General features: G+C 66.2%; 22 protein-coding genes. 18 read left to right on the top strand and 4 right to left on the bottom strand.

Annotated elements, in window-relative coordinates; translation table 11 throughout:
* The first annotated feature begins 227 nt into the window (after positions 1 to 227).
* Positions 228 to 491 carry a hypothetical protein gene (locus tag ACZ52D_RS01820; protein ID WP_464442360.1) on the top strand — a complete coding sequence of 88 codons (264 nt, stop codon included), beginning with the start codon at positions 228 to 230 and terminating at the stop codon, positions 489 to 491.
* A 113-nt stretch (positions 492 to 604) separates the two neighbouring features.
* Here ACZ52D_RS01820 and ACZ52D_RS01815 read toward each other — a convergent pair whose 3' ends face one another.
* Entirely contained in the window at positions 605 to 1,993 is a 1,389-nt protein-coding gene (locus ACZ52D_RS01815) for a helix-turn-helix domain-containing protein (RefSeq protein ID WP_222453958.1), read from the bottom strand.
* 76 nt (positions 1,994 to 2,069) lie between these two features.
* Positions 2,070 to 3,281 carry a multidrug effflux MFS transporter gene (locus tag ACZ52D_RS01810; protein ID WP_464442359.1) on the bottom strand — a complete coding sequence of 404 codons (1,212 nt, stop codon included), beginning with the start codon at positions 3,279 to 3,281 and terminating at the stop codon, positions 2,070 to 2,072.
* 197 nt (positions 3,282 to 3,478) lie between these two features.
* Between ACZ52D_RS01810 and ACZ52D_RS01805 the strand changes: the two genes are divergently transcribed.
* The 8 genes from ACZ52D_RS01805 (at position 3,479) to ACZ52D_RS01770 (ending at position 10,266) form a co-directional block, all read left to right on the top strand.
* Positions 3,479 to 5,011 (top strand): acyl-CoA carboxylase subunit beta, encoded by a 1,533-nt coding sequence (locus tag ACZ52D_RS01805; protein ID WP_222453956.1) that lies wholly within the window; start codon positions 3,479 to 3,481, stop codon positions 5,009 to 5,011.
* Positions 5,012 to 5,091: 80 nt separating this feature from the next.
* Positions 5,092 to 5,520, top strand: coding sequence for a hypothetical protein (locus ACZ52D_RS01800; protein WP_464442358.1), 429 nt, complete (start codon positions 5,092 to 5,094; stop codon positions 5,518 to 5,520).
* A gap of 155 nt (positions 5,521 to 5,675) precedes the next feature.
* Positions 5,676 to 6,020 carry a DUF6497 family protein gene (locus ACZ52D_RS01795; RefSeq protein ID WP_464442357.1) on the top strand — a complete coding sequence of 115 codons (345 nt, stop codon included), beginning with the start codon at positions 5,676 to 5,678 and terminating at the stop codon, positions 6,018 to 6,020.
* 214 nt (positions 6,021 to 6,234) lie between these two features.
* Positions 6,235 to 6,369: a hypothetical protein gene (locus ACZ52D_RS01790; RefSeq protein ID WP_369927035.1), complete on the top strand. Its 135-nt coding sequence runs from the start codon at positions 6,235 to 6,237 to the stop codon at positions 6,367 to 6,369.
* Positions 6,370 to 6,438: 69 nt separating this feature from the next.
* Positions 6,439 to 6,783 carry a hypothetical protein gene (locus tag ACZ52D_RS01785; RefSeq protein WP_369927033.1) on the top strand — a complete coding sequence of 115 codons (345 nt, stop codon included), beginning with the start codon at positions 6,439 to 6,441 and terminating at the stop codon, positions 6,781 to 6,783.
* A 451-nt stretch (positions 6,784 to 7,234) separates the two neighbouring features.
* A complete protein-coding gene (locus tag ACZ52D_RS01780; protein WP_222453952.1) occupies positions 7,235 to 7,438 on the top strand; it encodes a hypothetical protein in 204 nt (67 codons plus the stop codon).
* A gap of 128 nt (positions 7,439 to 7,566) precedes the next feature.
* Positions 7,567 to 9,612 carry an acetyl-CoA carboxylase biotin carboxylase subunit gene (locus tag ACZ52D_RS01775; RefSeq protein ID WP_369927031.1) on the top strand — a complete coding sequence of 682 codons (2,046 nt, stop codon included), beginning with the start codon at positions 7,567 to 7,569 and terminating at the stop codon, positions 9,610 to 9,612.
* Between the two features lie 150 nt (positions 9,613 to 9,762).
* Positions 9,763 to 10,266, top strand: coding sequence for a hypothetical protein (locus ACZ52D_RS01770; RefSeq protein ID WP_222453950.1), 504 nt, complete (start codon positions 9,763 to 9,765; stop codon positions 10,264 to 10,266).
* A 31-nt stretch (positions 10,267 to 10,297) separates the two neighbouring features.
* On the opposite strand, the gene ACZ52D_RS01765 is transcribed toward ACZ52D_RS01770, so the two are convergent.
* Positions 10,298 to 10,732 carry a DUF4174 domain-containing protein gene (locus ACZ52D_RS01765; RefSeq protein ID WP_464442356.1) on the bottom strand — a complete coding sequence of 145 codons (435 nt, stop codon included), beginning with the start codon at positions 10,730 to 10,732 and terminating at the stop codon, positions 10,298 to 10,300.
* A 174-nt stretch (positions 10,733 to 10,906) separates the two neighbouring features.
* On the opposite strand from ACZ52D_RS01765, the gene ACZ52D_RS01760 reads away from it, so the two are divergent.
* The 9 genes from ACZ52D_RS01760 (at position 10,907) to ACZ52D_RS01720 (ending at position 22,281) form a co-directional block, all read left to right on the top strand.
* Positions 10,907 to 11,842: a hypothetical protein gene (locus tag ACZ52D_RS01760; protein WP_464442355.1), complete on the top strand. Its 936-nt coding sequence runs from the start codon at positions 10,907 to 10,909 to the stop codon at positions 11,840 to 11,842.
* Positions 11,808 to 13,934 (top strand): methylmalonyl-CoA mutase, encoded by a 2,127-nt coding sequence (scpA, locus tag ACZ52D_RS01755; protein ID WP_464442354.1) that lies wholly within the window; start codon positions 11,808 to 11,810, stop codon positions 13,932 to 13,934. The genes ACZ52D_RS01760 and scpA overlap by 35 nt, the downstream gene beginning before the upstream one ends.
* 414 nt (positions 13,935 to 14,348) lie before the next feature.
* Positions 14,349 to 16,010 carry a transcriptional regulator gene (locus ACZ52D_RS01750; protein ID WP_464442353.1) on the top strand — a complete coding sequence of 554 codons (1,662 nt, stop codon included), beginning with the start codon at positions 14,349 to 14,351 and terminating at the stop codon, positions 16,008 to 16,010.
* Between the two features lie 238 nt (positions 16,011 to 16,248).
* Positions 16,249 to 18,909, top strand: a complete 2,661-nt coding sequence (locus ACZ52D_RS01745) for a methyl-accepting chemotaxis protein (RefSeq protein ID WP_464442352.1) — start codon at positions 16,249 to 16,251, stop codon at positions 18,907 to 18,909.
* An 83-nt stretch (positions 18,910 to 18,992) separates the two neighbouring features.
* A complete protein-coding gene (locus tag ACZ52D_RS01740; protein WP_464442351.1) occupies positions 18,993 to 19,601 on the top strand; it encodes a VOC family protein in 609 nt (202 codons plus the stop codon).
* Entirely contained in the window at positions 19,598 to 20,119 is a 522-nt protein-coding gene (locus ACZ52D_RS01735; RefSeq protein ID WP_464442350.1) for an N-acetyltransferase family protein, read from the top strand. Before ACZ52D_RS01740 ends, ACZ52D_RS01735 begins: the two co-directional genes overlap by 4 nt.
* Before the next feature lie 9 nt (positions 20,120 to 20,128).
* Positions 20,129 to 20,827: a molecular chaperone DjiA gene (locus tag ACZ52D_RS01730; RefSeq protein WP_222453942.1), complete on the top strand. Its 699-nt coding sequence runs from the start codon at positions 20,129 to 20,131 to the stop codon at positions 20,825 to 20,827.
* A complete protein-coding gene (locus tag ACZ52D_RS01725; protein ID WP_464442349.1) occupies positions 20,808 to 21,803 on the top strand; it encodes an endonuclease/exonuclease/phosphatase family protein in 996 nt (331 codons plus the stop codon). Before ACZ52D_RS01730 ends, ACZ52D_RS01725 begins: the two co-directional genes overlap by 20 nt.
* A 79-nt stretch (positions 21,804 to 21,882) precedes the next feature.
* Positions 21,883 to 22,281, top strand: a complete 399-nt coding sequence (locus ACZ52D_RS01720; RefSeq protein WP_464442348.1) for a hypothetical protein — start codon at positions 21,883 to 21,885, stop codon at positions 22,279 to 22,281.
* Positions 22,282 to 22,430: 149 nt separating this feature from the next.
* Here ACZ52D_RS01720 and ACZ52D_RS01715 read toward each other — a convergent pair whose 3' ends face one another.
* On the bottom strand, positions 22,431 to 24,062 hold the full coding sequence (locus ACZ52D_RS01715; protein ID WP_464442347.1) for a Ppx/GppA family phosphatase: 1,632 nt from the start codon (positions 24,060 to 24,062) through the stop codon (positions 22,431 to 22,433).
* Between the last annotated feature and the right edge of the window lie 7 nt (positions 24,063 to 24,069).

Below are 24,069 nucleotides of genomic sequence, written 5' to 3'. Positions count from 1 at the left end.
CCGGATGTACAGGGGCAGGGGCGGTGATTCTCGCCGTGTCGCCGCCGGTCGGGCAACAATGTCTGCACGCGGCGCTATTGTTTCCGGTTTTTGGCCCGTTTCCGGGCAATTTCGGCAAATTCGAGGTAAATCCACCGCTTTCCCGGCGAATAGGTTAAATTTGAATTGAAGTGACGCGATGGGCCGCCATGCCACAGCATTCGCGGACCAAGCCAAGGAGACCTTAGATGGAACAGTCTTATCAAGCCGGTGCCGTGCAGGAGATCCAGGGCAAGAGTGTCGAAACCACCGACGCGGAAATCCTGGCCGCGGTGCGTGCGATCCTCACCGCTGAGGACGTCTCGCATCCCGAGGTCGAGCGCGAGCATCAGGAGGCCGCCAGCCGCAGCCGTATCTGGGCCAGCGCGCCGAAGCCGCAGCGCAATGTTGCCGCCAATGCCGCCGTCAAGCCGTCGCTGGTCACCCAGATTTTCGGTCGCCTGCGCGGCTGACCACGCGCTGCGAGCGGCCCCGTGCAGGGTTAACGCCGCCGCCGTTTCCAAGTTTTCACTGGCGCCTTTGGTGTCGTAGCGGGCCTTGATGGCCCGCTTTTTTCGTTCAGGGGTCAGCTCACCTCATAGGGCAGCACGCCGCGTTGATCGGTGTTGATGGTCAGCCGACGCTCCAGCGGCGGCACCGAGCGCTGGTGGCAGTCCTTGCGCTCGCAGATGCGGCAGGAGATGCCGATCGGTTCATAGGCGCTGTCCTGGCTCACATCCAGGCCGTCGGCATAGACCAACGCATCCGCGTGGCGCACCTCGCAACCCAGGGAGATGGCATAGCGGCGCACCGGCGCTCCGAAGGAGCCGCCCGGCTTGGAGACATCCCGTGCCAGCGAGATATAACGCACCCCGTCCGGCGTCTCGGCCAGCTGCCGCAGGAAGCGCCCCGGGGTCTCGAACGCGCGGTGCACGTTCCACAGGGGGCAGGCGCCGCCGAAACGGGCGAATTGCAGCCGCGTGGCCGAGTGTCGCTTGGTGATGGTGCCGGCCTGGTCAACCCGCACGAAGAAGAACGGCACCCCCTTGGCACCGGGCCGCTGCAACGTCGACAGCCGGTGCGCCACCTGCTCGATCGAGGCGCCAAAGCGGATCGCCAGCAGCTCCAGGTCGTGGCGGCAGGATTGGGCGGCTTCGAGGAACCGGGTATAGGGCATCAGCGCCGCGCCGGCGAAATAGTTCGCCAATCCGATCTTGGCGATCGCGCGGGCTTCCTCGCTCTGGAACTTGGCAAAATCCAGCGTCGCTTCCAGCAGCGTGTTTTGCCGCAGCAACGCCACCTGCAACAGCATCTGGAACAGCTGCGTTTGCGGCGCCGAGCGGTTCGACAGATGCAGCACGCCCGCCTCGGCATCAAAGTGGCGCAGGCCTTCGATCTCGCTCTGGCGCACGCTCACACCGGCCCGTTCCAGCTCCGCCAGCGCCGCGGCGCGGATGTCACCGGTGGCTGCGAAATGCTCCGCCGCGTGGTCCACCGCGTCGATGTAGTTGTCGCAATAGTGGAAGAAATCGCGCACCTCCTCCCACGGGGAGGCCTGGATACGCGCATCCTCGCGCCCCAGCGCCTCATCCAGCGAGGCCAGCCGCTCATGCGTCTGCCGGTAGGCGCGGTGCAAGGTCAGAAAGGCTCGCGCCAGCGCCGGCGCGTTCGAGGCGGTCAGCCGCAGATCGGCCAGCGGCGGCGCATCATCGGCGAACACCGGATCGGCCATTGCCTCGCGCATGTCGCTGACCAGGCGCTCGCTGTCGCCCGCGTTCAGCTCGGTCACATCCATGCCGAATTCCTGCGCCAGCGCCAGAACCACCGTGGTCGAAACCGGGCGGTTGTTGTTCTCCATCTGGTTTAGGTAAGGAAGGGAAACCCCTAATTTTGCTGCGAAATCCTTTTGTGTCAGCTCCAGTCTCTGGCGCATTTCGCGCAGCTTGGCGCCAGCGTAAAGTTTCTGAGTGGCCATGAGGCAAGCCTTTGCAAATCCATTTCCTCGCAATGGTATAATTGCAAAGTCAGCCGCGGCAAGTCCGCAGATTGGCCTATGCGCGGATCTGCCGCTCCCGCACAACCACCAGCAGGATCGCGGCCAGACCGCACATCGCGGTGACGAACATGATGGTCAGCAGCGGCACCGCGGTGGAGCCGGGCACCAGCAGCCAGCCGGCAAAGGCGCTGAGGGCCGCGCCGGCGCCGATCATGATGGCGCCGCTGAGGCCCGAGGCGGTCCCGGCCAGATGCGGGCGCACCGAGATCGCGCCGGCGGTGGCATTGGGGATCGACATGCCGTTGCCGAGACCGACAAAGCACATCAGCCCGAAGAAGGAATAAACGCTGTCAGCGCCTGCAAGGGCAATCATCAGCGACAGCAGGACGCCGCCGCCGTTGATCAGGCACCCCCACAGCACCATACGGTTGACCCCGATGCGGGTGGAAAACCGCCCCGAGATGAAATTGCCGACAAAATAGCCGACGGCCGGTGCTGCGAACCAGACCCCCAGTGCAGCGGCGCTCAGCCCGTAGATCTGGGTGCCGACAAAGGGCGCGCCGCCGAGATAGGCAAAGAACGCCCCCGAGGCGAGACCGGAGGCCAGCGAGTAGCCCCAGAACCGCGGCGAGCGCAGCAGCTCGGGATATTCGCGGAACTGCGCCAGCAGCGTCTTGCCGCTGCGCCCCGCGGTTTCGCCGAAGTCCACGAAGGTGATCGCCAGCGTGGCAGCGGCGACCAGGAACAGCAGCCAGAAATTGGCCTGCCAGCCCAGCCACTGGTCGAGAAAACCGCCGATCGCCGGGCCCAGCATCGGCACAACCGCCATGCCCATGGTGACATAGCCGATCATGCTGGCGGCCTGGTCGGTGTCAAACATGTCGCGCACCGCCGCGCGGCTCAGCACCATGGTGGCCGCAACTGCGGTCTGGGCAATGCGGAACATGAGGAAGATCTCGGCCGTGGGTGCATAGATGCAGCCCAGCGTGGCCAGCAGGAACAGCACGATGCTGCCCATGATCACCGGCCGTCGCCCCATCTGGTCCGAGATCGGGCCGACCAGGATCTGCACCACCGCGTTGCCCGCCAGATACAGCGCCACCGACAGCTGCATCAGCCGGTAATCGGTCTGGAAATACTCGGTCATGCTGGGCAGCGAGGGCAGGTGGATGTTCATGCCGAGGGCCGAAAGCCCCGCCAACAGGATCAAAGTGAAAATGCGGGGCGGCGTGCGCTGGCTGGCCGCGCTGGAATTGTATGCTGACATACCATTTCCTGTATCCCGCTTCTGCGGTTTTGTCTATCGCGCAAGCTGCGCGGCGGGCCTGTGCGAAAATTCAGGATATTTGCTGGTTTGCAGTTACTCAGTTGCGATATGCAAACGATTTGCAAATTTGCCACAAACCCCTTTGGTCGGCGCTGCACCCGCGTTAGGATCGCGCAGAAACTGACAGGGGACATGCCATGAAAGACATTCTTTCCGAGCTCGAGGACCGCCGCGAGAATGCGCGGCTGGGCGGCGGCCAGCGCCGCATCGATGCGCAGCACGCCCGCGGCAAGCTGACCGCCCGCGAGCGCATCGAGCTGCTGCTGGACGAGGGCAGCTTTGAAGAATTCGACATGTTCGTCAGCCACCGCTGCACCGATTTCGGCATGGAGGACAACAAGCCCGCGGGCGACGGTGTCGTCACCGGCTGGGGCACCATCAACGGCCGCCAGGTCTATGTCTTCTCTCAGGATTTTACCGTTCTGGGCGGTTCGGTCTCGGCCACCCATGCGCAGAAGATCTGCAAGATCATGGATATGGCGGTGCAGAACGGCGCGCCGGTGATCGGCATCAATGATTCCGGCGGTGCCCGCATCCAGGAAGGCGTCGACGCGCTGGCCGGTTACGCCGAGATCTTCCAGCGCAACATCATGGCCTCCGGCGTGGTGCCGCAGATCTCCGTCATCATGGGTCCCTGCGCCGGTGGTGCGGTTTACTCGCCTGCGATGACCGACTTCATCTTTATGGTGAAGGACACCTCCTACATGTTCGTGACCGGTCCCGACGTGGTGAAAACCGTCACCAACGAGGTCGTCACAGCCGAGGAGCTGGGCGGTGCTTCCACCCACACCAAGAAGTCCTCTGTCGCCGACGGTGCCTTTGAAAACGACGTCGAGGCGCTGGCCGAGGTTCGCCGCCTGGTCGACTTCCTGCCGCTGAACAACCGCGAAAAGCCGCCCGTGCGCCCCTTCTTCGACGATCCTGCCCGCATCGAGGACAGCCTCGACACGCTGGTGCCGGAGAACCCGAACACGCCCTACGACATGAAGGAGCTGATCACCAAGATCGCGGATGAGGGCGACTTCTACGAGATCCAGGAAGATTTCGCCAAGAACATCATCACCGGCTTTGTCCGCCTTGAGGGGCAGACCGTGGGTGTAGTCGCCAATCAGCCGATGGTGCTGGCAGGCTGTCTCGACATCGACTCCAGCCGCAAGGCCGCGCGTTTCGTGCGCTTCTGCGACTGCTTCGAGATCCCGATCCTGACCTTCGTCGACGTGCCGGGCTTCCTGCCGGGGACCAGCCAGGAATATGGCGGCGTCATCAAGCACGGTGCCAAGCTGCTGTTCGCCTATGGCGAGGCCACCGTGCCCAAGGTCACCGTGATCACCCGCAAGGCCTATGGCGGTGCCTATGACGTGATGGCGTCCAAGCACCTGCGCGGCGATTTCAACTACGCCTGGCCGACCGCCGAGATCGCGGTGATGGGCGCCAAGGGGGCGACCGAGATCATTCACCGCGCCGATCTGAACGACCCCGAGAAGATCGCCCAGAAGACGGCCGAGTATGAAGATCGCTTTGCCAATCCCTTCGTGGCGGCCGAACGTGGATTCATCGACGAGGTGATCATGCCGCATTCCACCCGCAAGCGGGTGGCCCGGGCCTTTGCCTCCTTGCGGGGCAAGCAGTTGAAGAACCCGTGGAAGAAGCACGACAACATTCCGCTGTAATTGCGGCTGTTGCAGCGGGGGCTGTCTGCCCCCGCACCCCCGAGAGTATTTTTCGGAAAGATGAAGAGAGGGTCTCCTCCTTGCCCCGCAGCCCTTGGCATATCACCCGCACCGATGACGCGCTGACCCTGTCGCGACGTCTGCCCGCGCGGTTCGACCTTGCGGCCGAGACCACGCTGCCGGGCGGCGACCCGCTGCGCCTGGCGCATCAGATCCGACAGGATATGTGGCGCGCGCTGCAATCCCTGCGCGGGTTTGCCCCCGCGGTGGAAATCTCCGCAGCAGGGGCGGGACTGCGGGTGCGTGCCGGCGGGCAGGTGGCCGGGCAGGTGCCCGCAAATGCCGCCGGACGGATCGCCGAGGTGCTGGATAGCGCGGCCAATCGCGCGCGCTGGCTGCGCCACGCCGGGTTTCGCCCGGACACGAATCGCTCCGAATCCGGCGCAACCGTGAAAAATGCGCACAAAATTGCAGCGGAAATTGACAAGACGGACGAATCAGCGCCATGATCCGCGTCAGCCAGATACCCACAGCGCGCGCTTTACGTGCAGCGCCTGCAACCCTGGCCGGAGGAGCCCGAACTGACGGGGGCCGGGGTTGCGGTTATCTGAAAGCTCTCATTCCGCTTTCGTTTGCCTTTTGTGCCAGCACTGAACTGGCCGCGGTGGAGCCCAAGGCAGTGTCCGTGCCCTCCGGCCAGCAGGTGCGCCTTGCCGAGGTGCTTCTGGATGACAGCCAGGGCGAGACCTGGGCGCGTTTTCGCTTCGTGGCCCCCCAGATCGCCCGCGAGGGCGGCAGCGTCAGCCATGAACAGGCCGCGCCCGACATGGACCACCTCTGCGCGGACCTGGCGCTGCCCTATCTGGCGGCCCAAGGTGTGCGGCCTGCACGGGTGGTGATCTCGCTGGCGGACCGGCCGCTGCCCTTTGGCCTGCAGGACGCCACGGTCACGCAATTCTTCGAGGTGTATCGGCCCGACGGGGCATCCTGCATCTGGGAGGCTTTTTGATGCGACCACAAGATCTTGAGGGCATTGGCAGGGATCGGCGGTTTCTTGCGGCATTGCAGCCACAATGTCGCCAATTGGCGCGATTCAGATGTGACTCCGGCGCAAACCCGGCTATCTTTGATGCCGGTGGCCCTCGGGCTGCCTTTACTTTGAGGTTGAGGCACGCGGGTGGCCTGGCCCCCGCTGGTTTCACATTTGCAATCAGGAGACAGAGATGTCCAAGAGCATCAAGCTTATCACCCTGGCCGGCCTGCTGGCCGCCGTCGCCGCCTGCGCTCAGCAGGAAGAAGAGTTTGTCGTGGTCGAGCCGGTTTCGCAAGAACCCGTCTACACCGGCAAGTACAAGTAAAAATCACAGGGGTCCGGCCCTGCGGCCGGCCCTCGCCGCCCCGTGGGGTGCCGGACCGGAGGCACCCATATGTTGAAACACCGCGGGTTCCCCGGCCGCATGCCGGGGACAGATTTCCAGTTCACGATCCGTCGCCCCAATCCCAAGGGGGTGACGCCGTTGACCCGACGCGAGCGCTACCGCGACCGCAAGAACGTCGACAAACGCGTCGATTCCATGTTCATGCAGGCGCTGTGGGAACACTTCGGCGACCAGCCCTTCGAGCGCGGCAACCTTGATGCCGGTCGGCTCAGCTGGCTGTTCGGACGCGAGGTGATCCCGGCCGAAGATCCCTTCGATCCCGCCAGCTACGAAGCCCTTCTCGTCATCGACGAGGCCGTTGCGCGGGCCTCTTTCCCGGAAGCCTTCGAATGATGCGGGCGCCCCGCATAGCTGCGTCCGCCGTGTCCCTGCGGCGGCATCACCGGGCGGCAATCGCTGCCCGGCAGGCGTCGGGGCGCAATTTCGGCGTGAATTTGCACAGCGGTTCTCCGATTCAGCGGGAAGTTGCCCAAACCGCCGGGGGCGGCTCAGAGGGGCTTACATGGGGCAGGGGAGCAGGCATGCTGGCTGCGGCGGTGCCGATGCGCCGCCACGCCGAGCATTTGTTCCGGCCCCTTCGCCTGAACGGGCAGGTACGCGCCCCCATCCGCGGCCTGCCCGTCTTTTGTCCCTCTCAGGCATTGGCGGAAGCTTGCCGTACCCCCCCAGTTTTGCGGCAAGCCTCCGCCCATCTTTTTTCCGCCCGCCTGCCTGTCTTGCACGGTCGTGGTTTGTGGGCACATTCCCCCGCGACAGTGAATGCCTCAACAGAAGGACAAGAAACATGCGGGCAAGAACACTTCTGGCGGCGTTGCCGCTTTGCGGGCTGCTGGCAGCCTGTGGTGACACCACCGGCGAGCAGATCATCTATGGTGGCGGCGCAGGCGCGGTCGGCGCGGTCCTGCTGGATGCCAACCCGGTCACCGGTGCTGCGGTCGGCGTCGCCGCAAACCTGGTCTATTGCCAGCAGAATCCCCGCAGATGCTGAGGCTGCCGCCGCAGCCCTGATCCGCCGCTCCTCCGGGGCCGCTTTTGAAATCGCGCAATCGCCGTGTCCGGGTCTGCCCCGGGCGCGGCGTTTTGCATTCCGCACTACCAAGGAACAAGGGACAGCCTATGTTTGACAAGATCCTGATCGCCAACAGGGGCGAGATTGCCTGCCGTGTCATCAAGACCGCGCGCAAGATGGGCATCAAGACCGTCGCCATCTACTCCGACGCCGACAAGCAGGCGCTGCACGTGCAGATGGCGGATGAAGCTGTCCACATCGGCCCGCCGCCCGCCAACCAGTCCTATATCGTCATCGACAAGGTGATGGAGGCAATCCGCCAGACCGGCGCGCAGGCGGTGCACCCCGGCTATGGCTTCCTGTCGGAAAACTCCAAGTTCGCCGAGGCGCTGGAAGCCGAGGGCGTCGCCTTTGTCGGCCCCCCGAAAGGCGCGATCGAGGCGATGGGCGACAAGATCACCTCCAAGAAGATCGCCCAGGAAGCCGGCGTCTCCACCGTGCCCGGCTACATGGGGCTGATTGCCGACGCTGACGAGGCGGTAAAGATCTCCAACGAGATCGGCTACCCGGTGATGATCAAGGCCTCCGCCGGCGGCGGCGGCAAGGGCATGCGCATCGCCTGGAACGACGAAGAGGCCCGCGAAGGCTTCCAGTCCTCCAAGAACGAGGCGGCGAACTCCTTTGGAGACGACCGGATCTTCATCGAGAAATTCGTGACCCAGCCGCGCCACATCGAGATCCAGGTGCTGTGTGACAAGCACGGCAACGGCATCTACCTGGGCGAGCGCGAATGCTCGATCCAGCGCCGCAACCAGAAAGTTGTTGAAGAGGCGCCGTCGCCCTTTCTGGATGAAGAAACCCGCCGCGCGATGGGCGAACAGGCTGTCGCGCTGGCCAAGGCGGTGGGCTATTCCTCCGCGGGCACCGTGGAATTCATCGTCGATGGTGACAAGAATTTCTACTTCCTCGAGATGAACACCCGCCTGCAGGTGGAGCACCCGGTGACCGAGCTGATCACCGGCGTCGACCTGGTCGAGCAGATGATCCGCGTCGCCGACGGCGCCGAGCTGCCGCTGCGTCAGGAAGACGTCAAGCTGACCGGCTGGGCGATCGAAAACCGGCTTTATGCCGAAGATCCCTACCGCAACTTCCTGCCCTCGATCGGCCGTCTGACCCGCTACCGCCCGCCGGCGGAGGTTGCGGCCGGCCCGATGGCCGAAAATGGCACCTGGCATGGCGACGCCCCCGCAGGCGACACCGCGGTGCGCAACGACACCGGCGTCTACGAGGGTGGCGAGATCTCGATGTATTACGACCCGATGATCGCCAAGCTCTGCACCTGGGGCCCGACCCGCGACGCGGCGATCGAGGCCATGCGCATCGCGCTCGACAGTTTCGAGGTGGAGGGCATCGGCCACAACCTGCCGTTCGTGGCGGCGGTGATGGATCATCCGAAATTCGTCTCCGGCGACATGACCACCGCCTTCATCGCCGAGGAATATCCCGACGGTTTCGCCGGGGTCGAGCTGCCCGAGGCAGACCTGCGCAAGATCGCGGCCTCCTGTGCGGCGATGCACCGGGTGGCTGAGATCCGCCGCACCCGCGTCTCCGGTCGGATGGACAACCACGAGCGCAAGGTCGGCACCGACTGGGTGGTCTCCCTGCAGGGGCAGTCCTACCCGGTGGTGATCGACGCCGACCGCGACGGGGCTACCGTGCGCTTCGAGGATGGCGAGGCTCTGCGGGTCAGTTCCGACTGGACGCCGGGCGACCAGCTGGCCACCGTCGATGTCAATGGCGAGACTTTGGTTCTGAAGACCGGCAAGATCACCCAGGGCTTCCGCATCCGCTCGCGCGGGGCGGATATCCGGGTCCACGTGCGCACCCCGCGGCAGGCGGAGCTGGCGCAGCTGATGCCCGAGAAACAGGCGCCCGACACCTCCAAGATGCTGCTCTGCCCGATGCCCGGCCTGATCGTGAAGGTCGACGTCGAAGTGGGGCAGGAGGTGCAGGAAGGCCAGCCGCTGTGCACCGTCGAGGCGATGAAGATGGAGAACATCCTGCGCGCCGAGAGAAAGGGCGTGGTCTCCAAGATCAACGCCAGCGCCGGTGACAGCCTGGCGGTCGACGACGTGATCATGGAGTTCGAATAACAATGGATCTGCGGGCAGATATCAGCGCGGGCAGGGGGGCGGCAGACGCCCTCCCGGTCGGCGTATCTGCCCGCAGGCGTTTGTCGGCATGCACGAAATCTTCAGGAATTTCTGCGACAGCTGCGGTGTTTGACCCCCTGAAGGTGCTGCATGTTCCGTCCCGCCCTGTGCCTGCTCTCGACGCTTCTGGTGCTGTCCGCCTGCGCGCTGGACAAGGAAGAGGCGTTGCGCAGCCAGCTCTCCGCCTGGGTGGAGCTGGGCGAGACCTTCTTCTTCGAAAGCTCGATGAGCTGCACCGCGGCGGTGTTTCACACCTCCGAAAGCCCGCGGCTCACCTCGCAGCTGGCGCGCGCGCGCTCGCTCAACACCGGCATGCAGATGCTGGAAGCCGGGACGCCGGTGGTCTTTGCGATCTCGGGCAAGTCCCCCAACGCGGTAACAGAGGACATCATGTCGCGCGACCTGCCGCAGGGGCTGGGGGTGCTGAACTCCGGTCTGGCCGGGGTCAGCTGCATGTCGGACCTGGTCAAATCGATCTATTACCAGGCCATCCGCAACCCGACGTCGAACCTGCTGTTCGTGCCGGACAGCGGTGCCATGGTGGTCCTCGACAAGCAGGCAATGGCGCTGATCTACGTGCGCGGCAACGGCTAGGCAGCTCCGGCGCAGCCGCCGCGCGCAGGCCTCAGCCGCCGCGCCGATCTTCCACTTCGCGCAGCCGCTCGGGGAATTTGTCGATGCTGCGCGACAGCTCGCGCACCGTCCAGGGGTGCGGCTTGCGCAGCTTCACGCCGCCGTCCTTGCCCACCAGCACCAACATGAAGCCGCGCGGACGCAGTTTCTGGCGCAGGGCGGATTTCGCCGCGGGATCCGTGTCGGTCAGCACGATGACGTCGCGCTCGCGCAGCGCCTCGATGCCGTCCATCAGCCGTTGCAGCTGTTCGTGGAAACGCGGGTCCTCGGGGCTGTCGGCAAACACCACAACCGGGCGGTGGGTCCATTGGAAGTCGGACAGCTGCACATCGTATCCAGGCTGGATCAGCTCATCCGTGCTGCTGTCGGCAGCCATGGCGGTCAGCGGCAGAAATCCTGCCAAAACAACGGTTAGGATTGCTTTCATGGTCTCTCCTGTTGGGTTGAATATATGTGCAACCGCGGCAATTGCGACCGTCAATTCCATGGCAGGGGCAAAAAACGTTCCCATTAACGGGATAATCAGGGGTTGGCGGTCATGATTGTTCATCCCCCCGTGACCGGGCTGCGGCCCGCGGCCCTCCCAGAGAGGTCCCGCACCATGATGAACGTGATCCTGCATGTCGGCGCCCATCGCTGCGCCACCACGTCGTTCCAGGAATACCTGCGCCAGAACAGCCCCGCGCTGGCCGCCGAGGGCATCGGCTTCTGGGGGCCGCGGCGGACCCGGCGTGGCCTGTTTCATGGCATCCAGCCGGGCCCGGCAAGGGTGACCGGCCGCAACCTTGCCGACCGCGCCCGCGGGCGGTTGCAGATCCAACTGGAATACAGCCGTGCGGCCGGGGTGCAGCATCTGATCGTCAGTGACGAGAACATGATCGGCAACATTCGCGACAACCTGCGGCACGGCGGGCTTTATGGCGGTGCCGGAGAACGCATGGCCCGCTTTGCCCGCGCCTTCGAGGGCAGCGTCGGCGATCTGGCGCTGAACATCCGCAGTCTCGACGGCTACTGGACCTCGGCGCTGGCCTATGCGGTGGCGCGCGGCCACCGGCTGCCGACGCCGACGCAGCTGGATCGGCTGGCGCGCGCGCCGCGCAGCTGGCGCGACGTGATCACCGACATCGCCGCCGCCATGCCCGGCGTGCGCCTGCATGTGCTGCCGTTTGAAATCTTCGGGGCCCGCCCCGAGGCCCAGCTGAAGGCGCTCACCGGCCAGGCCGCCCCGCGCGCCCATGCGCGCGTGCGGCTGAATGCCTCGCTGTGCCTGGAGGATCTGCGGGCCAGCCTGCCGCAGCGCGTCGCGGAACAGCTGCCCCAGGGCAGCGGCCGCTGGCACCCCTTCGACGAGGTCCAGGCCGCAGCCCTGCGCGAGGTCTACGCCGACGACATGATGTGGCTGGCAGGCGGGGCGGATGGCCTCGCCACGCTGGTCGAAGACCCCGAAAAACTGGCGGCGGGCCTGAACCCGCCCCGCACCCGACTGACGAGAGGAAGACCTGATGACAAACAAGGACGAATGGCGGGCTCTGGCTGAGAAAGAGCTGCGCGGACGGGCGGTCGAGGACCTCAACTGGCAGACGCTGGAAGGCATCGAGGTCAAGCCGCTCTATACCGAGGAAGACACCAAGGACCTGCCCCACATGGGCTCGCTGCCGGGCTTTGGTCCCTTCACCCGCGGGGTGAAGGCCACCATGTACGCCGGCCGCCCCTGGACCATCCGCCAATACGCGGGTTTCTCCACCGCGGAGGAGAGCAACGCCTTCTACCGCCGCAACCTGGCCGCGGGCCAGCAGGGCGTTTCGGTCGCCTTCGACCTCGCCACCCACCGCGGCTATGACAGCGACCACCCCCGCGTGGTCGGCGATGTCGGCAAGGCCGGGGTCGCCATCGACAGCGTCGAGGACATGAAGGTGCTGTTCGACGGCATCCCGCTGGATCAGGTCTCGGTCTCGATGACGATGAACGGCGCGGTGATCCCGGTGCTGGCGAATTTCATCGTCGCGGGCGAGGAGCAGGGCCACGACAAGTCGCTGCTGGCGGGCACCATCCAGAACGACATCCTGAAGGAGTTCATGGTCCGCAACACCTATATCTATCCGCCGAAACCCTCGATGCGGATCATCTCGGACATCATCGAGTACACCTCGAACGAGATGCCCAAGTTCAACTCGATCTCGATCTCCGGCTATCACATGCAGGAGGCCGGCGCGAACCTGGTGCAGGAACTCGCCTACACGCTGGCGGACGGGCGCGAATACGTGCGCGCGGCAATCGACGCCGGCATGGATGTGGACAAGTTCGCCGGCCGCCTCAGCTTCTTCTTCGCGATCGGCATGAACTTCTTCATGGAGATCGCCAAGCTGCGCGCCGCGCGCACGCTCTGGCACCGGGTGATGACCGAGTTCGGCGCCAAGAACGAGCGCTCCAAGATGCTGCGCACCCACTGCCAGACCTCGGGCGTGTCCTTGCAGGAGCAGGACCCCTACAACAACGTCATCCGCACCGCCTATGAAGCGCTGAGCGCGGTGCTCGGTGGTACCCAGTCGCTGCACACCAACGCGCTGGACGAGGCCATCGCGCTGCCCACCGATTTCTCCGCCCGCATCGCCCGCAACACCCAGCTGGTGCTGCAGGAGGAGACCGGTGTGACCAACGTGGTCGACCCGCTGGCCGGTTCCTACTACGTCGAAAGCCTCACCAACGAGCTGGTCGAGAAGGCTTGGGCGCTGATGGAAGAGGTCGAGGAGATGGGCGGCATGACCAAGGCGGTCGAAAGCGGCATGCCCAAGCTCCGGATCGAGGAATCCGCCGCCCGCCGCCAGGCCATGATCGACCGCGGCGAGGAGGTCGTGGTCGGCGTCAACAAGTACCGCAAGGACAAGGAAGACCCGATCGACATCCTGGATGTCGACAATGTCGCGGTGCGTGAAAGCCAGATCGCGCGGCTTAAGCAGCTGCGTGAAACCCGCGACGAGGCTGCCTGCCAGGCGGCCCTGGAGGAACTCACCCGCCGCGCCAAGGAAGGCGGCAACCTGCTGGAGGCCGCCGTGGAAGCGGCCCGTGCCCGTGCGTCAGTCGGAGAAATCAGCATGGCGATGGAAAAGGAATTCGGCCGCCACCGCGCCGAGGTAAAGACCCTGGCCGGCGTCTACGGCGCCGCCTACGAGGGCGATGAGGGCTTTGCCGCGATCCAGAAGTCGATCGAGGATTTCGCGGCCGAGGAAGGCCGCCGCCCGCGGCTTCTGGTGGTCAAGATGGGCCAGGACGGCCACGACCGCGGCGCCAAGGTGATCGCCACCGCCTTTGCCGACATCGGCTTTGACGTCGATGTGGGGCCGCTGTTCCAGACCCCCGAGGAAGCCGCGCAGGACGCCATCGACAATGACGTGCACGTGGTCGGAATCTCGTCCCAGGCGGCGGGTCACAAGACGCTGGCCCCGCAGCTGGTCGACGCGCTCAAGGCCGCAGGCGCCGAGGACATCATCGTGATCTGCGGCGGGGTGATCCCGCAGCAGGACTACGAGTTCCTCTACAGCAAGGGCGTCAAGGCGATCTTCGGCCCCGGCACCAACATTCCCGAGGCAGCCCAGGACATCCTGAAGTTGATTCGCGAAGCGCGCGCCTGACGTGACCTGAACCCCTGCGGGCGGGGGGCTCCCGCGCCCGCAGGGGTCCGCCCCTCGGGCGGATCCCTTGGCGGCCTTGGGCCGGGCAGCCGCCCGAGGGGCGCCTGCCGCCGCGCCGAGATCCCAGCAATACTTCTGCCAGCCCCCGCACGGGCGCAGGGCGCCCTGGTCGCGAAGCTGGTCAAGTTATTCCCAACAAACGATTCATTCCGGTGGTGTCCGAGGCTCGGCGACCGCCCCAAGGGCACGTGCCGAGGCGGTCCGGCCAGGCCGCGGCATCACACAGCGGCCCGTATCTCTTTAAAGTTGTTCATTAATTTTAGTTTATGCAACTAAAGATTGCAAAAACCTGCGGCAAGCGGCAAGATGATCATGGTTTAACTGTATTCTTCTTCTCGTTTGCGGGGTGTTGCAATGACCGTTCTCCTGAGAATTTGCCGGTTTGGCGCCTTTGGCGTGTTTCATGCGGACGGCCGCAGCATTCCACTGGGCGCCAAGCACCAGGCTCTGCTGGCCCTGCTGTCGACGGCAGAGGGTGGCATTCGCACCCGCGCCTTCCTGGAAAAGACGCTCTGGTGCCTCGCGCAGCCGGAACAGGCCAAGGCCAGCCTGCGCACGGCGCTGTCAACCCTGCGCCGCCACTTGGGACCGGAGGCGGCCAAGCTGTTGTTCGCCAATCGCGAGCGGGTGATCCTCGACCTGACCCGGATCGAGTTGGACAGAGGCGTCAGCGGCGGGCCGACCTTCATGGAAGGCTTTGAGCTGCCGCACGAGGAGGTGTTCCGCAGCTGGCTCAGCGAGACGCGGCAGGAGCTGGCGCGCATCGCGCCGCAGGCCGCCGCGACCGGCGCACCGCACCGCGGCCGCGTGGTGCTGGACGGGTTGCTGCCGACGGTGACCGTCCTGCCGTTTGCCCAACGCCACCCGAGCGAGGACAACGGCGTGCTTGGCGACCTGATCGCCGAGGAGCTGTCGCGCCACCTGTCGCGCAGCTGGGCGTTTTCGGTGACCTCTTATCTTGCGTCCCGGCAGCTGGATCCGCAGCGGGTGCGCCCGGCCGAGGTGGCTGGGCTGGCGCAGGCGGGCTACCTGGTGACCGGCAGCATAACCACTGATGGCAGCCGTTTCCGGGCCCAGATCGACCTGCATGATGCCCCGCGCGAGAAAGTCGTCTGGTCGCGCAGCTTTGAAGGCAGTCAGCGCAACCTGCTGGAGGGGCGCAGCACCGCGCTGCGAAACGCGACCCAGCAGATCGGCCAGACCGCGGCCGGTGAGGCGGTGCGGCTGGTCGGTTTCCAGCCGCTGCGGGACCTGGAAAATCACACGCTGCTGATGGCTGCCATCGCCCAGATGCAGGAAATGGAGGCGGAAAAATTCCAGCAGGCCCATGATCTCCTGATGCACCTGCTGGAACGGGAACCCGATCACGCCTTGCCGCTGACCTGGATGGGCTTCTGGCACGCGATGCGGGTGGAGAAGGGGCTGTCGCCGAACCGTGAGCAGGATTGCCGCCTGGCCACCCGCATGGCCGAGGCCGCCATCGCCGTCGCGCCGGGGTTCTCGCTGGCGCATACGCTGAAGGGGCTGATTTCCAGCCATCTGCTGTTCCGCTTTGACCTTGCGCAGGATGCCTATGACCTGGCCTTGCGGGACAACCCGAACGAGGCGCTGGCACTGCTGCTGAAAGGGGCGACGCTGGCCTATCAGGACGTGCCGGACGAAGCGGTGGCGCTGACCGATGCGGCCCGCCGACTGTCGCCGCTGGGGCCGCAAAGCTATTATTTCGATGCGATCTCGGCGCTGGCCAACCTGACCGCGCGCGACTTCGGGCGCGCGATCGAGCTGGCGGACCGCTCGCTGCGGTCGAAACAGGCCTTCCCGGTGCCGCTGCGCTCCAAGGCGATTGCGCTGCAGATGTCGGGCCGTGACGCCGAGGCGCGCAGTACCGTGGATCGCTTGTTGCAGGCGGCACCGCGATTCAATCTTTCGCAGTTTCAGCGTGACAATCCCGCCGCGATGAGCCCGGCGGGCCAGGAATGGGTCAGCGCCCTCCGCGCGGCGGGGGTGCCGGACTGACTCCAAGGGGTTGCACAGGCAGGCAAACGCCGGGCTCGTTAAAAAGCGAAGCGTTTGTTTGCCCGCGCGCCCGGACGATCTTACGGTTTGTTTACGCTCTTGCGGTCCATTCGGGGCATGGAACAGGCGGCCGGCTCGTGGTCGGCCTGTATTCGCCAGAGCGCGGTCCTGCGGGGCGGCATCTTCCCATCGGCCATCGGCGGCCCGGGGGGATCTGGCGGCTGCCACGGAAGAGATCATGACCGCACGCAAAAAAAACGGATCCGCAAAACGCTATTTTCGGCCTTTTTCCAGCATTGGCGCCAAGATCACGCTGATCCTCATGGCGATGGGGGCCGCGGCCGCGGCAGTTGGATTGCTGGTGTCGCTGGTGTTCGCGCAGGTGGGCAGCCAGATGCGGGTGCTGACCGATGCGAAAGTGCCGGAGCTGGAGCTGAGCCGCCAGCTGACCGACGCGGCGGCCCGCACCAAGGACGTGATGATCGCGGTATTGCAGGCCAGCGACGCGACCGAACTCTCCGCCGCCGAGGAGGAGGCTGCAGCCGCCATCGCGCATCTGAACGCCAGCGCGGCAGGGTTGGGCGGCGACCACCAGGCGCAGTTCCAGGCCGAGGCGGCAACGGCCGCCGAGCGGCTCAACAGCCTGATCGCGGCCCGCAGCGGGGCCTTCCGCAACCAGGTGATGATCGACATTCGCACCTCCAGCCTGCAGATGATGGGAGAGACCGTGCAGATGCGGCTGGCAGATGTGGCCGGTGCGGCCCGCAGTGGCCTGGTCGAGGGCGGCGAAGCCACGATCACCCAGGTGGACGCGGCGCTGAAAACGTTGGTCGAGCAGCAGTTTGGCGACCTGCAAACGCTGCTGGAAGCGCGGGCGGACATCAGCATTCTCTCCGGCGCGGCGCTGGCGCTGGGGCATGTGCGCGACGTCGCCACCAAGCGCGAATTGAAGAAGATGGCCAAGACCGCCGGTTCCCGGCTGAAGCCGGTTCTGGCGCGGCTGGAGGACCTCGGCGTGGACGCCGGGTCGCGTCGCGAGATCAGCGCCGCGGTGGCCCTGTTCCAGTCGACGCTCTCGGCCAGCCGCAAGGAGCTGAAGGAAAGCCGCGGGCCGGTGCTGGCGGCGCGCAGTGCGAGCCTCGGCCCGCTTACGGCTGCGATCGAAACGATGACCCGCAGCCTTTCGGACGCGGCCGCCGGGGCCAGCGCCGGCAACCGTGACACCATCCAGCGACTGCTGGACAACCAGGTCGGCGTGTTGTTGCAGCTGCTGGAGCTGACCCGCTGGATCAACGCCTTCCAGGTCGCCGCGTTGGACATGGCGGCTGCCTCGGACCTGGATGCGGTGGAGATTGCGACGGGGTCGTTGCAGGCGGCGGCGCAGGCGCTGGAAGGGTTCTACGCGTTCGAACAGGGCGTGTTCCGCACCGAGCTGGAAGCGATGATCGCCATGGCCGATCCGGCCAACGGTCTGCCGCTGTTCAAGGCCGCGGCGCTGCGTGCCTCGGACGAGGCCGCAGAGGCGGCGCAGGCGACGGTTGCGGCCGTGCTGCGCTTTGCCGATAGCGCGGGCAAGCTGGGTGCCGACAGCCAGTTGGAAATTTCGTCGATTGCCAAGGGGTTGTCTGGTGAAGTTCAAGCGGCGCAGCGGCAGATGCAGATGCTGATGGGCGTGGCCGCGGCGGTCTTTGTGGCGGCGCTTGTGCTGACCCGGGTGCTGATCCTGCGTCCGCTGGCCAACATCAGCGCCACCACCGAGCGGCTGGCGGCGGGCGATCTGCGTCCGGTCACCGGCTACGAGCGGGCCAGCGACGAGATCCGCCGCATCGCCACCGCCTTGCGGGTGTTCCGTGACGGGCTGGTCGAAAAGGCCGAGGTGGAGGCCACGGCCGAGGCCGAGCGCAACGCCCGGCTGGCCGAACAGACCGCCGCCGTGGGTGCCATCGGCGCCGGTCTTGAGCGGTTGTCGCAAGGTGATCTGACCGTGCGGATCGAGGAGGAGATGGGCGAGGGCTATGCCAAGCTGCGCGATGATTTCAACGCCGCGGTGGACAAGCTGGAAGCCTCGATCCGCAGTCTCAGCGCCAATGGCCTGTCGATCGCGGGCAGCAGCACCGAGATCTCCGCGGCCTCGCATGACCTGTCGGGCCGCTCGGAGCGCACCGCGCAGACGCTGGCGGGCACCGCCGCCGCAGTGAACCAGCTGTCGGTGTCGATCAGCGGCACCGCCAAGGCCTCGGGAGAGGCCTCTGCCTCGGTCGAGACGGCGCGGCGCAACGCTGACAACAGCATCGAGGTGGTGGAACAGGCCTATGGCGCGATGGAGGCGATCAAGGAGAGCTCGCAGAAGATTTCGCAGATCATCGGGCTGATGGACTCGATCGCACAGCAGACCAACCTTCTGGCGCTGAACGCCGGGGTCGAGGCCGCGCGTGCCGGGTCGGTCGGCAAGGGGTTCGCCGTCGTCGCTTCCGAGGTCCGCACCCTGGCGCATCGCTCAAAGGAAGCGGCGACCGAAATCGCCACCTTGGTGGCCGAGGCGCGCGAGAACGTCGACCTCGGGGCGGGCCTGGTCGATCAGACCCGTGCGGCGATCGACGAGATCTCCACCTCGGTGACCAGCGCCGCGGACCTGATGAAAACCATCTCCCAGGCGGCCAGCGAACAATCCGGCAGCCTGCAGGAAATCAATGCGGCGATGGCCAGCCTGGATGATGCCACCACCCGCAACGCGGGCCTGTTTGAAGAGGTCACCGCCTCCAGCCAGGGGCTGTCGCGCGAGGCGCAGGCAATGGCCGAGGCGATCGGCGCGTTCCGCACCCATGATGACCCGGCAGCGCCGCCGTCGCAGGCGGAGGTCTACGAGGAGGTTGACGAGCCCTGGGCGCGGTCGGCCTGACGCGGCGCAGGGGCGCAATCGCGGCTTGCGCCCGGCCGCGGCTTGGCTAGTCTCTGCCCTGTCGGCGGCAGAGGGAGCGCATGATGAGACTGGATCACCTGGCCGTGGCGGGCGCCACCCTGGCGGAGGCCACCGCCCATGTGGAAGAGGCTATGGGGGTCCGGCTCGGGGCAGGCGGCAGCCACGCCCGCTTCGGCACGCACAACCGCCTGATCGGGCTTGAGGACGGCCTCTATCTGGAGGCGATCGCCATTGATCCCGCGCAGCAGCCGCAGCAACGGCCCCGCTGGTTCGACCTCGACAATCTCAGCGGCCCGGCGCGGCTGGCGCATTGGATCCTGCGGGCCGAGGATATGGCGCAGGAGCAGGCGCTGCTGCCGAAGCATGCGCAGTCTCCGGTGCAGATGGCGCGCGGTGACCTGCGCTGGCTGATGACGGTGCCCGCGGATGGGATTCAGCCCTTTGACAACGTCTTTCCGTCGGTTCTGCAATGGCAGTCGCCGCCGCCGACCGCCAGCCTGCCGCAATCGGGGTGTCGGCTGCGGCGGCTGACGGTCTGCCACCCGGAGGCCAGCGCCCTGCGTGCCGCACTTGCGCGGGTGCTGGAAGATCCGCGCGTGGAGGTTGAGTCTGGCCCTCCCGCCCTGCAGGCCGAGTTCGACACGCCACACGGGCCGAGGCTGCTGGCATGAAGATCCGCCCCGCCACCGCCGCGGACGCCGAGCCCTGCTGTGCCATCGCCAACTGGGTGATCCGCGACACGCTGGCCACGTTCAACACCGAGGAGAAAACGCCCGAGCAGGTCCGGGCGCAGATCGCGGCGCGGCCCGGTAGTTACTTTGTCGCCGAGCAGGCGGGCCGGGTGCTGGGCCATGCCTATTTCTTCCCGTTTCGCGCCGGTCCCGGCTATCGGTTTACCGCCGAACACACCATCCACCTGTTGCCCGAGGCCCAGGGCCAGGGGGCCGGGCGCTTGCTGATGCAGGCGCTGGAGGCGGCGGCGCGCCAGGCGGACATCCACGTTCTGGTGGCCAGCGTCAGCAGCGCGAACCCGGCCGCCATCGCCTTTCACGCCGCGCTGGGCTATGTGGAAACGGCGCGCATGCCGCAGTTGGGCTGCAAGTGGGGGCAGTGGCTTGATACTGTTTTCATGCAGAAAATCCTGACGCCGGGCATTCCTGCCCCTGACAGCGCCGCCAATCCCCGCTAGGCTGGAGCCATGTCGCTTTGGTCTCGCATATCTGACGCGCTGGCAGCGCTTGCCAATGGTGAAAGCCTGACGCAGGTGTTCGACCGGCTGCGTGCCCCGCCCGAACGCACCGTGGGTTTTGCCATCGCGGTGATCGCGCTCGGGGCCAAGATGGCCAAGGCCGATGGCCAGGTCACCCGCGACGAGGTCACCGCCTTCCGCGAGGTGTTCCAGATCGCCCGCGAGGATGAGGCCGGGGCGGCCCGCGTGTTCAACATCGCGCGCACCGATGTGGCCGGCTATCGGGAATATGCGGCCCGCATCCAGCGGATGTTCGCGGATGACCCCTCGACCCTCAACGACCTGATGGAGGGGCTGTTCCACATTGCCATGGCCGATGGGTTCTACCACCCCGGCGAGAACGAGTTTCTCGAGGAGGTGAGCCGCATCTTCGGGCAGACGCCGCAGCAGTTCCAGGCGCTGCGGGCGCGCTTCGTGCCGGATGCGCCGAAGGATCCCTATACCGTTCTTGGCGTCAGCCCCGACATGGACAAGGACGAGATCCGCAAGCATTGGCGGCGGCTGGTGCGCGACACTCACCCCGATGCGATGATGGCGCGCGGCGTCCCCGAAGAGGCGGTGCGGCTGGCGGAAAAGCGGATGATCGACATCAACCGCGCCTGGGACCAGATCAACGGGTGCTGCGGCAATGCGGCTGGCAACCTATAACATCGAATGGTTCGCTTACCTGTTTGACAGCCAGGACCGCCTGCTGCTGGACTCGGCGCCCTCGGGACACCATGGCACGGACCGCTACACCCAGGGGCGGGCGATCGCCCATGTGCTGCGCCGCATCGACGCCGATGCGGTGATGATCGTCGAGGCACCCAACACCGGCAAGACCCAGCGCAGCGCCCGGGCGCTGGAACATTTCGCGGCCGAGGCGGGCCTGCGCACCTGCGAGGCGGTCAGCGGTTTTGCCAATGACACGCGGCAGGAGATTTCCCTGCTGTATGATCCCGCGGTGCTCTCGGCGGTACATGATCCGCAGGCCGCACCGGATGCGCCGCGCTTTGACGGGGTTCTGCCGATGGATCTGGATGTCGATGCGCAGGCGGACGCGGTGCGTTTCTCCAAGCCGCCGCTGGAGCTGGCGGTGACCACCCGGGGCGGCACCGCATTGCGGATGATCGGCGCGCATCTGAAGTCCAAGGCGCCGCATGGTGCGCGCACCCCGGCCGCCGCCACCGCCCGGTCGATCGCCAATCGGCGCAAGCAGCTGGCCCAGGCCATCTGGCTGCACCGCCGGGTGGCCGCCCATGTCGCCGCCGGCGACCACGTGGTGGTGATGGGCGATCTCAACGATGGTCCGGGCCTGGACGAATACGAAAAACTGTTCGGCCGATCCTCGGTCGAGATCGTGATGGGGGATTTGCTGAATGACCCGCACGGGCTGGCGCTGAGCGGCGCGCAGCGCGACCCGCTGCCCAGCACGTCGCGGTTCTATAACCCTGAAACGAAACGTTATTTCTGTGCCTTGCTGGACTACGTGATGATCTCGCACAGCCTGATGCAATACCAGCCGCACTGGCGGATCTGGCACCCTTTCGAGGATGCCGAGTGCCGCGGTGACGCGACGCTGCACAGGGCGCTGCTGGATGCCTCGGATCATTTTCCGGTCACGCTGGACCTGCAGCTGGACTGACCGGCCTGCCGGTGCGAATGGCACTGTTTCTCTGCGCTTCCCCCTGTTTTCGCCCCGGCGCGCGACCTATATTGACCGCATGAAACAGATCATCCTGCCCGTGGCCCTGATCGGCCTTCTGTCCACGCCCCTGCTTGCGCAGGAGGACGCCGAGCGCACGCCGCCCGACGACACCGGGTCCAGCCTGATGGAACGCGGGGCCGAGCTGTTCTTGCGCGGGCTGCAACAGGAGATGGCACCGGCGCTGCAGGATCTGCAGGGCTTCATGCAGGACATCGGGCCTTCGATGGGCGCGTTCCTGTCCCAGATGGGTCCGGCGCTGGCGGATATCGCCCGCGAGGTCGAGGATTGGAGCGTCTACGAGATGCCCGAGATCCTGCCCAATGGCGATATCATCATCCGCCGCAAGCCGGACACGGAGCCCCCCGAAGACGACCCCACTGACACCGTGCCGGACGGCGAGGCAATCGACATCTGACACCCGCCCCGACGGCGCTGCTCTGCTGACATGGGCCTAAACGCACGGGCCGAACCGCACTGGCCTGTCGACACGGGGCAAATATCTCCGAGGTGATGTCTCCGGCCCGAGCGATACGCGCGGGCCTCTCAGGTCCAGCCGCCGCGCGATTACCCGCGCGGTGTGGCCGGTGCCGCGGTTGTATCCGCCGGGACCTCGGCGGTATGGACGGCCTCTTCCTTGGGGCTTTGCGGCTTGGTGAAGCTCAGCACCACTTCAGCGTCCAGCGCCTTGGCCAGGGCTTTCAGGCGGTTCTCGGCCACCTCGCCATACAGTGGCCGGGCGGCATCGGGCAGGGCGGCATGCAGCACGCGCTTGCGCGGCTGCCAGCGCAGCTTGCCGATGTCGCCCTTGTCCGACACCATCAGCATCGCGCCGAACCGCATCGCGCGGCCCAGAACCTCGGCCTCGTGCTGGCCCTTCTCGTCGAGCAGTCCGTACAGATGGTCAAAGGCGCTGCCCTGGCGCTTGTTGCTGTAGCGGTGCAGCAGCGCCAGCCCCAGGAACACGCGCTCGGAATGTTTCAGCCCGCCGAGATTGGCGCGGGTGGCGTTGTCGAAACAGACCTCGGCGCGGTAGTCGGGATGTGCCCGCCAGCTGACGTCATGCAGCAGGCAGGCGGCCTTGACGAGCCGACGCTTGCTGTGCGGGGCGCCGTTGAAGAGGGGGCTGACGAAGTCATAAAGCGTCTTGCCAAAGCCGGGGATGCGGGCGTCCTTCATCTCGGCAAAACGCGACGCCTCGATCAGCGGATCACGCTCGCGCAGGCGCTGTGGCATCTGCTCATACAGCAGCCCCTCGCGGATGCCGTAGCTGGACACCGCGATGTCCTTGGGCTTGAAGGTCTTGACCAGGCGCGTCAGCACGTCGATCGCATAGGGAACCAGCGCCATCCGGGTCGAGGAAATGCCGCAGGCGTTGCGCAATTTGCCAAGGTCGCTGTTTTCGATGAAGCGGGCGGTCTCGCGCATGTCGCGGGGAGACATGCGGTATTCATGCAGCACTTTCAGCGGGTAACCGCGGCGGTGCATGTCGATGCGCGCAATCGCCCGCCAGCTGCCGCCCACCAGGAACAGGCGGTCGCGCTGCGCGCCCATCTCTTCTTTCAGCTGGTCGATCACCTCGGCGATATAGGCCTTGCGGCCCCGGCGGCCGCCCTTGATGTCGCGCAGCTTCAGTGGCCCCAGTGGCGAGGTCACCCGGCGTCCGACGGTGTTGTGATGGATCTCCGCCAGCTCCATCGAGGAGCCGCCGATGTCGCAGACCAGCCCATAGGCCCCGGGCCAGCCCAGGAGCACGCCCTGCGCCGACAGCCGGGCTTCCTCGCGCCCGTCGATAACGTGGATCTTGAGGCCGGTCTCGCGCAGCACCTCCTCGCAGAACTCCGGCCCGTCGGAGGCGTCGCGCACCGCCGCGGTGGCCACCGCCGACAAGGGCGGCAGGCCCATGCCCCGCGCAAGATGCTGGAAACGGCGCAGCGCCGAGAGCGCGCGTTTGCGCCCATCGGGGTTCAGCCGACCCGATTCCGACAGGCCGGCGCCGAGTGCGCACATGATCTTCTCGTTGTAGAAATAGGCCGGGCTGCGGGCGGCGCCGTCAAACACCACGAGGCGCACCGAGTTGGACCCGACGTCGACCACGCCGACCCGGGACAGCGCCCGCGCGCCGGGATCGTCAAAGAGCGGTCGGCCGAAAGGGCCCCAGTCGGTGTTGGCGGCGGCGGGGGCATCAGTCATGGGCATCGGGCCT

It is taken from the genome of Leisingera sp. S2M4, assembly GCF_055398055.1.
Note: the sequence above shows the minus strand (reverse complement) of the source record. Positions and strands in the feature narration are given on the sequence as shown.

Excerpts from the sequence above, each read along its gene's own strand:
- ACZ52D_RS01770 (WP_222453950.1), top strand. The coding sequence starts at position 9,763 with ATGTTCCGTCCCGCCCTGTGCCTGCTCTCGACGCTTCTGGTGCTGTCC.
- ACZ52D_RS01760 (WP_464442355.1), top strand. The coding sequence starts at position 10,907 with ATGATGAACGTGATCCTGCATGTCGGCGCCCATCGCTGCGCCACCACG.
- ACZ52D_RS01785 (WP_369927033.1), top strand. The coding sequence starts at position 6,439 with ATGTTGAAACACCGCGGGTTCCCCGGCCGCATGCCGGGGACAGATTTC.
- ACZ52D_RS01720 (WP_464442348.1), top strand. The coding sequence starts at position 21,883 with ATGAAACAGATCATCCTGCCCGTGGCCCTGATCGGCCTTCTGTCCACG.
- ACZ52D_RS01745 (WP_464442352.1), top strand. The coding sequence starts at position 16,249 with ATGACCGCACGCAAAAAAAACGGATCCGCAAAACGCTATTTTCGGCCT.
- ACZ52D_RS01775 (WP_369927031.1), top strand. The coding sequence starts at position 7,567 with ATGTTTGACAAGATCCTGATCGCCAACAGGGGCGAGATTGCCTGCCGT.
- ACZ52D_RS01810 (WP_464442359.1), bottom strand. The coding sequence starts at position 3,281 with ATGTCAGCATACAATTCCAGCGCGGCCAGCCAGCGCACGCCGCCCCGC.
- ACZ52D_RS01820 (WP_464442360.1), top strand. The coding sequence starts at position 228 with ATGGAACAGTCTTATCAAGCCGGTGCCGTGCAGGAGATCCAGGGCAAG.
- scpA (WP_464442354.1), top strand. The coding sequence starts at position 11,808 with ATGACAAACAAGGACGAATGGCGGGCTCTGGCTGAGAAAGAGCTGCGC.
- ACZ52D_RS01780 (WP_222453952.1), top strand. The coding sequence starts at position 7,235 with ATGCGGGCAAGAACACTTCTGGCGGCGTTGCCGCTTTGCGGGCTGCTG.
- ACZ52D_RS01740 (WP_464442351.1), top strand. The coding sequence starts at position 18,993 with ATGAGACTGGATCACCTGGCCGTGGCGGGCGCCACCCTGGCGGAGGCC.
- ACZ52D_RS01750 (WP_464442353.1), top strand. The coding sequence starts at position 14,349 with ATGACCGTTCTCCTGAGAATTTGCCGGTTTGGCGCCTTTGGCGTGTTT.
- ACZ52D_RS01715 (WP_464442347.1), bottom strand. The coding sequence starts at position 24,062 with ATGCCCATGACTGATGCCCCCGCCGCCGCCAACACCGACTGGGGCCCT.
- ACZ52D_RS01730 (WP_222453942.1), top strand. The coding sequence starts at position 20,129 with ATGTCGCTTTGGTCTCGCATATCTGACGCGCTGGCAGCGCTTGCCAAT.
- ACZ52D_RS01735 (WP_464442350.1), top strand. The coding sequence starts at position 19,598 with ATGAAGATCCGCCCCGCCACCGCCGCGGACGCCGAGCCCTGCTGTGCC.
- ACZ52D_RS01765 (WP_464442356.1), bottom strand. The coding sequence starts at position 10,732 with ATGAAAGCAATCCTAACCGTTGTTTTGGCAGGATTTCTGCCGCTGACC.
- ACZ52D_RS01790 (WP_369927035.1), top strand. The coding sequence starts at position 6,235 with ATGTCCAAGAGCATCAAGCTTATCACCCTGGCCGGCCTGCTGGCCGCC.
- ACZ52D_RS01805 (WP_222453956.1), top strand. The coding sequence starts at position 3,479 with ATGAAAGACATTCTTTCCGAGCTCGAGGACCGCCGCGAGAATGCGCGG.
- ACZ52D_RS01815 (WP_222453958.1), bottom strand. The coding sequence starts at position 1,993 with ATGGCCACTCAGAAACTTTACGCTGGCGCCAAGCTGCGCGAAATGCGC.
- ACZ52D_RS01725 (WP_464442349.1), top strand. The coding sequence starts at position 20,808 with ATGCGGCTGGCAACCTATAACATCGAATGGTTCGCTTACCTGTTTGAC.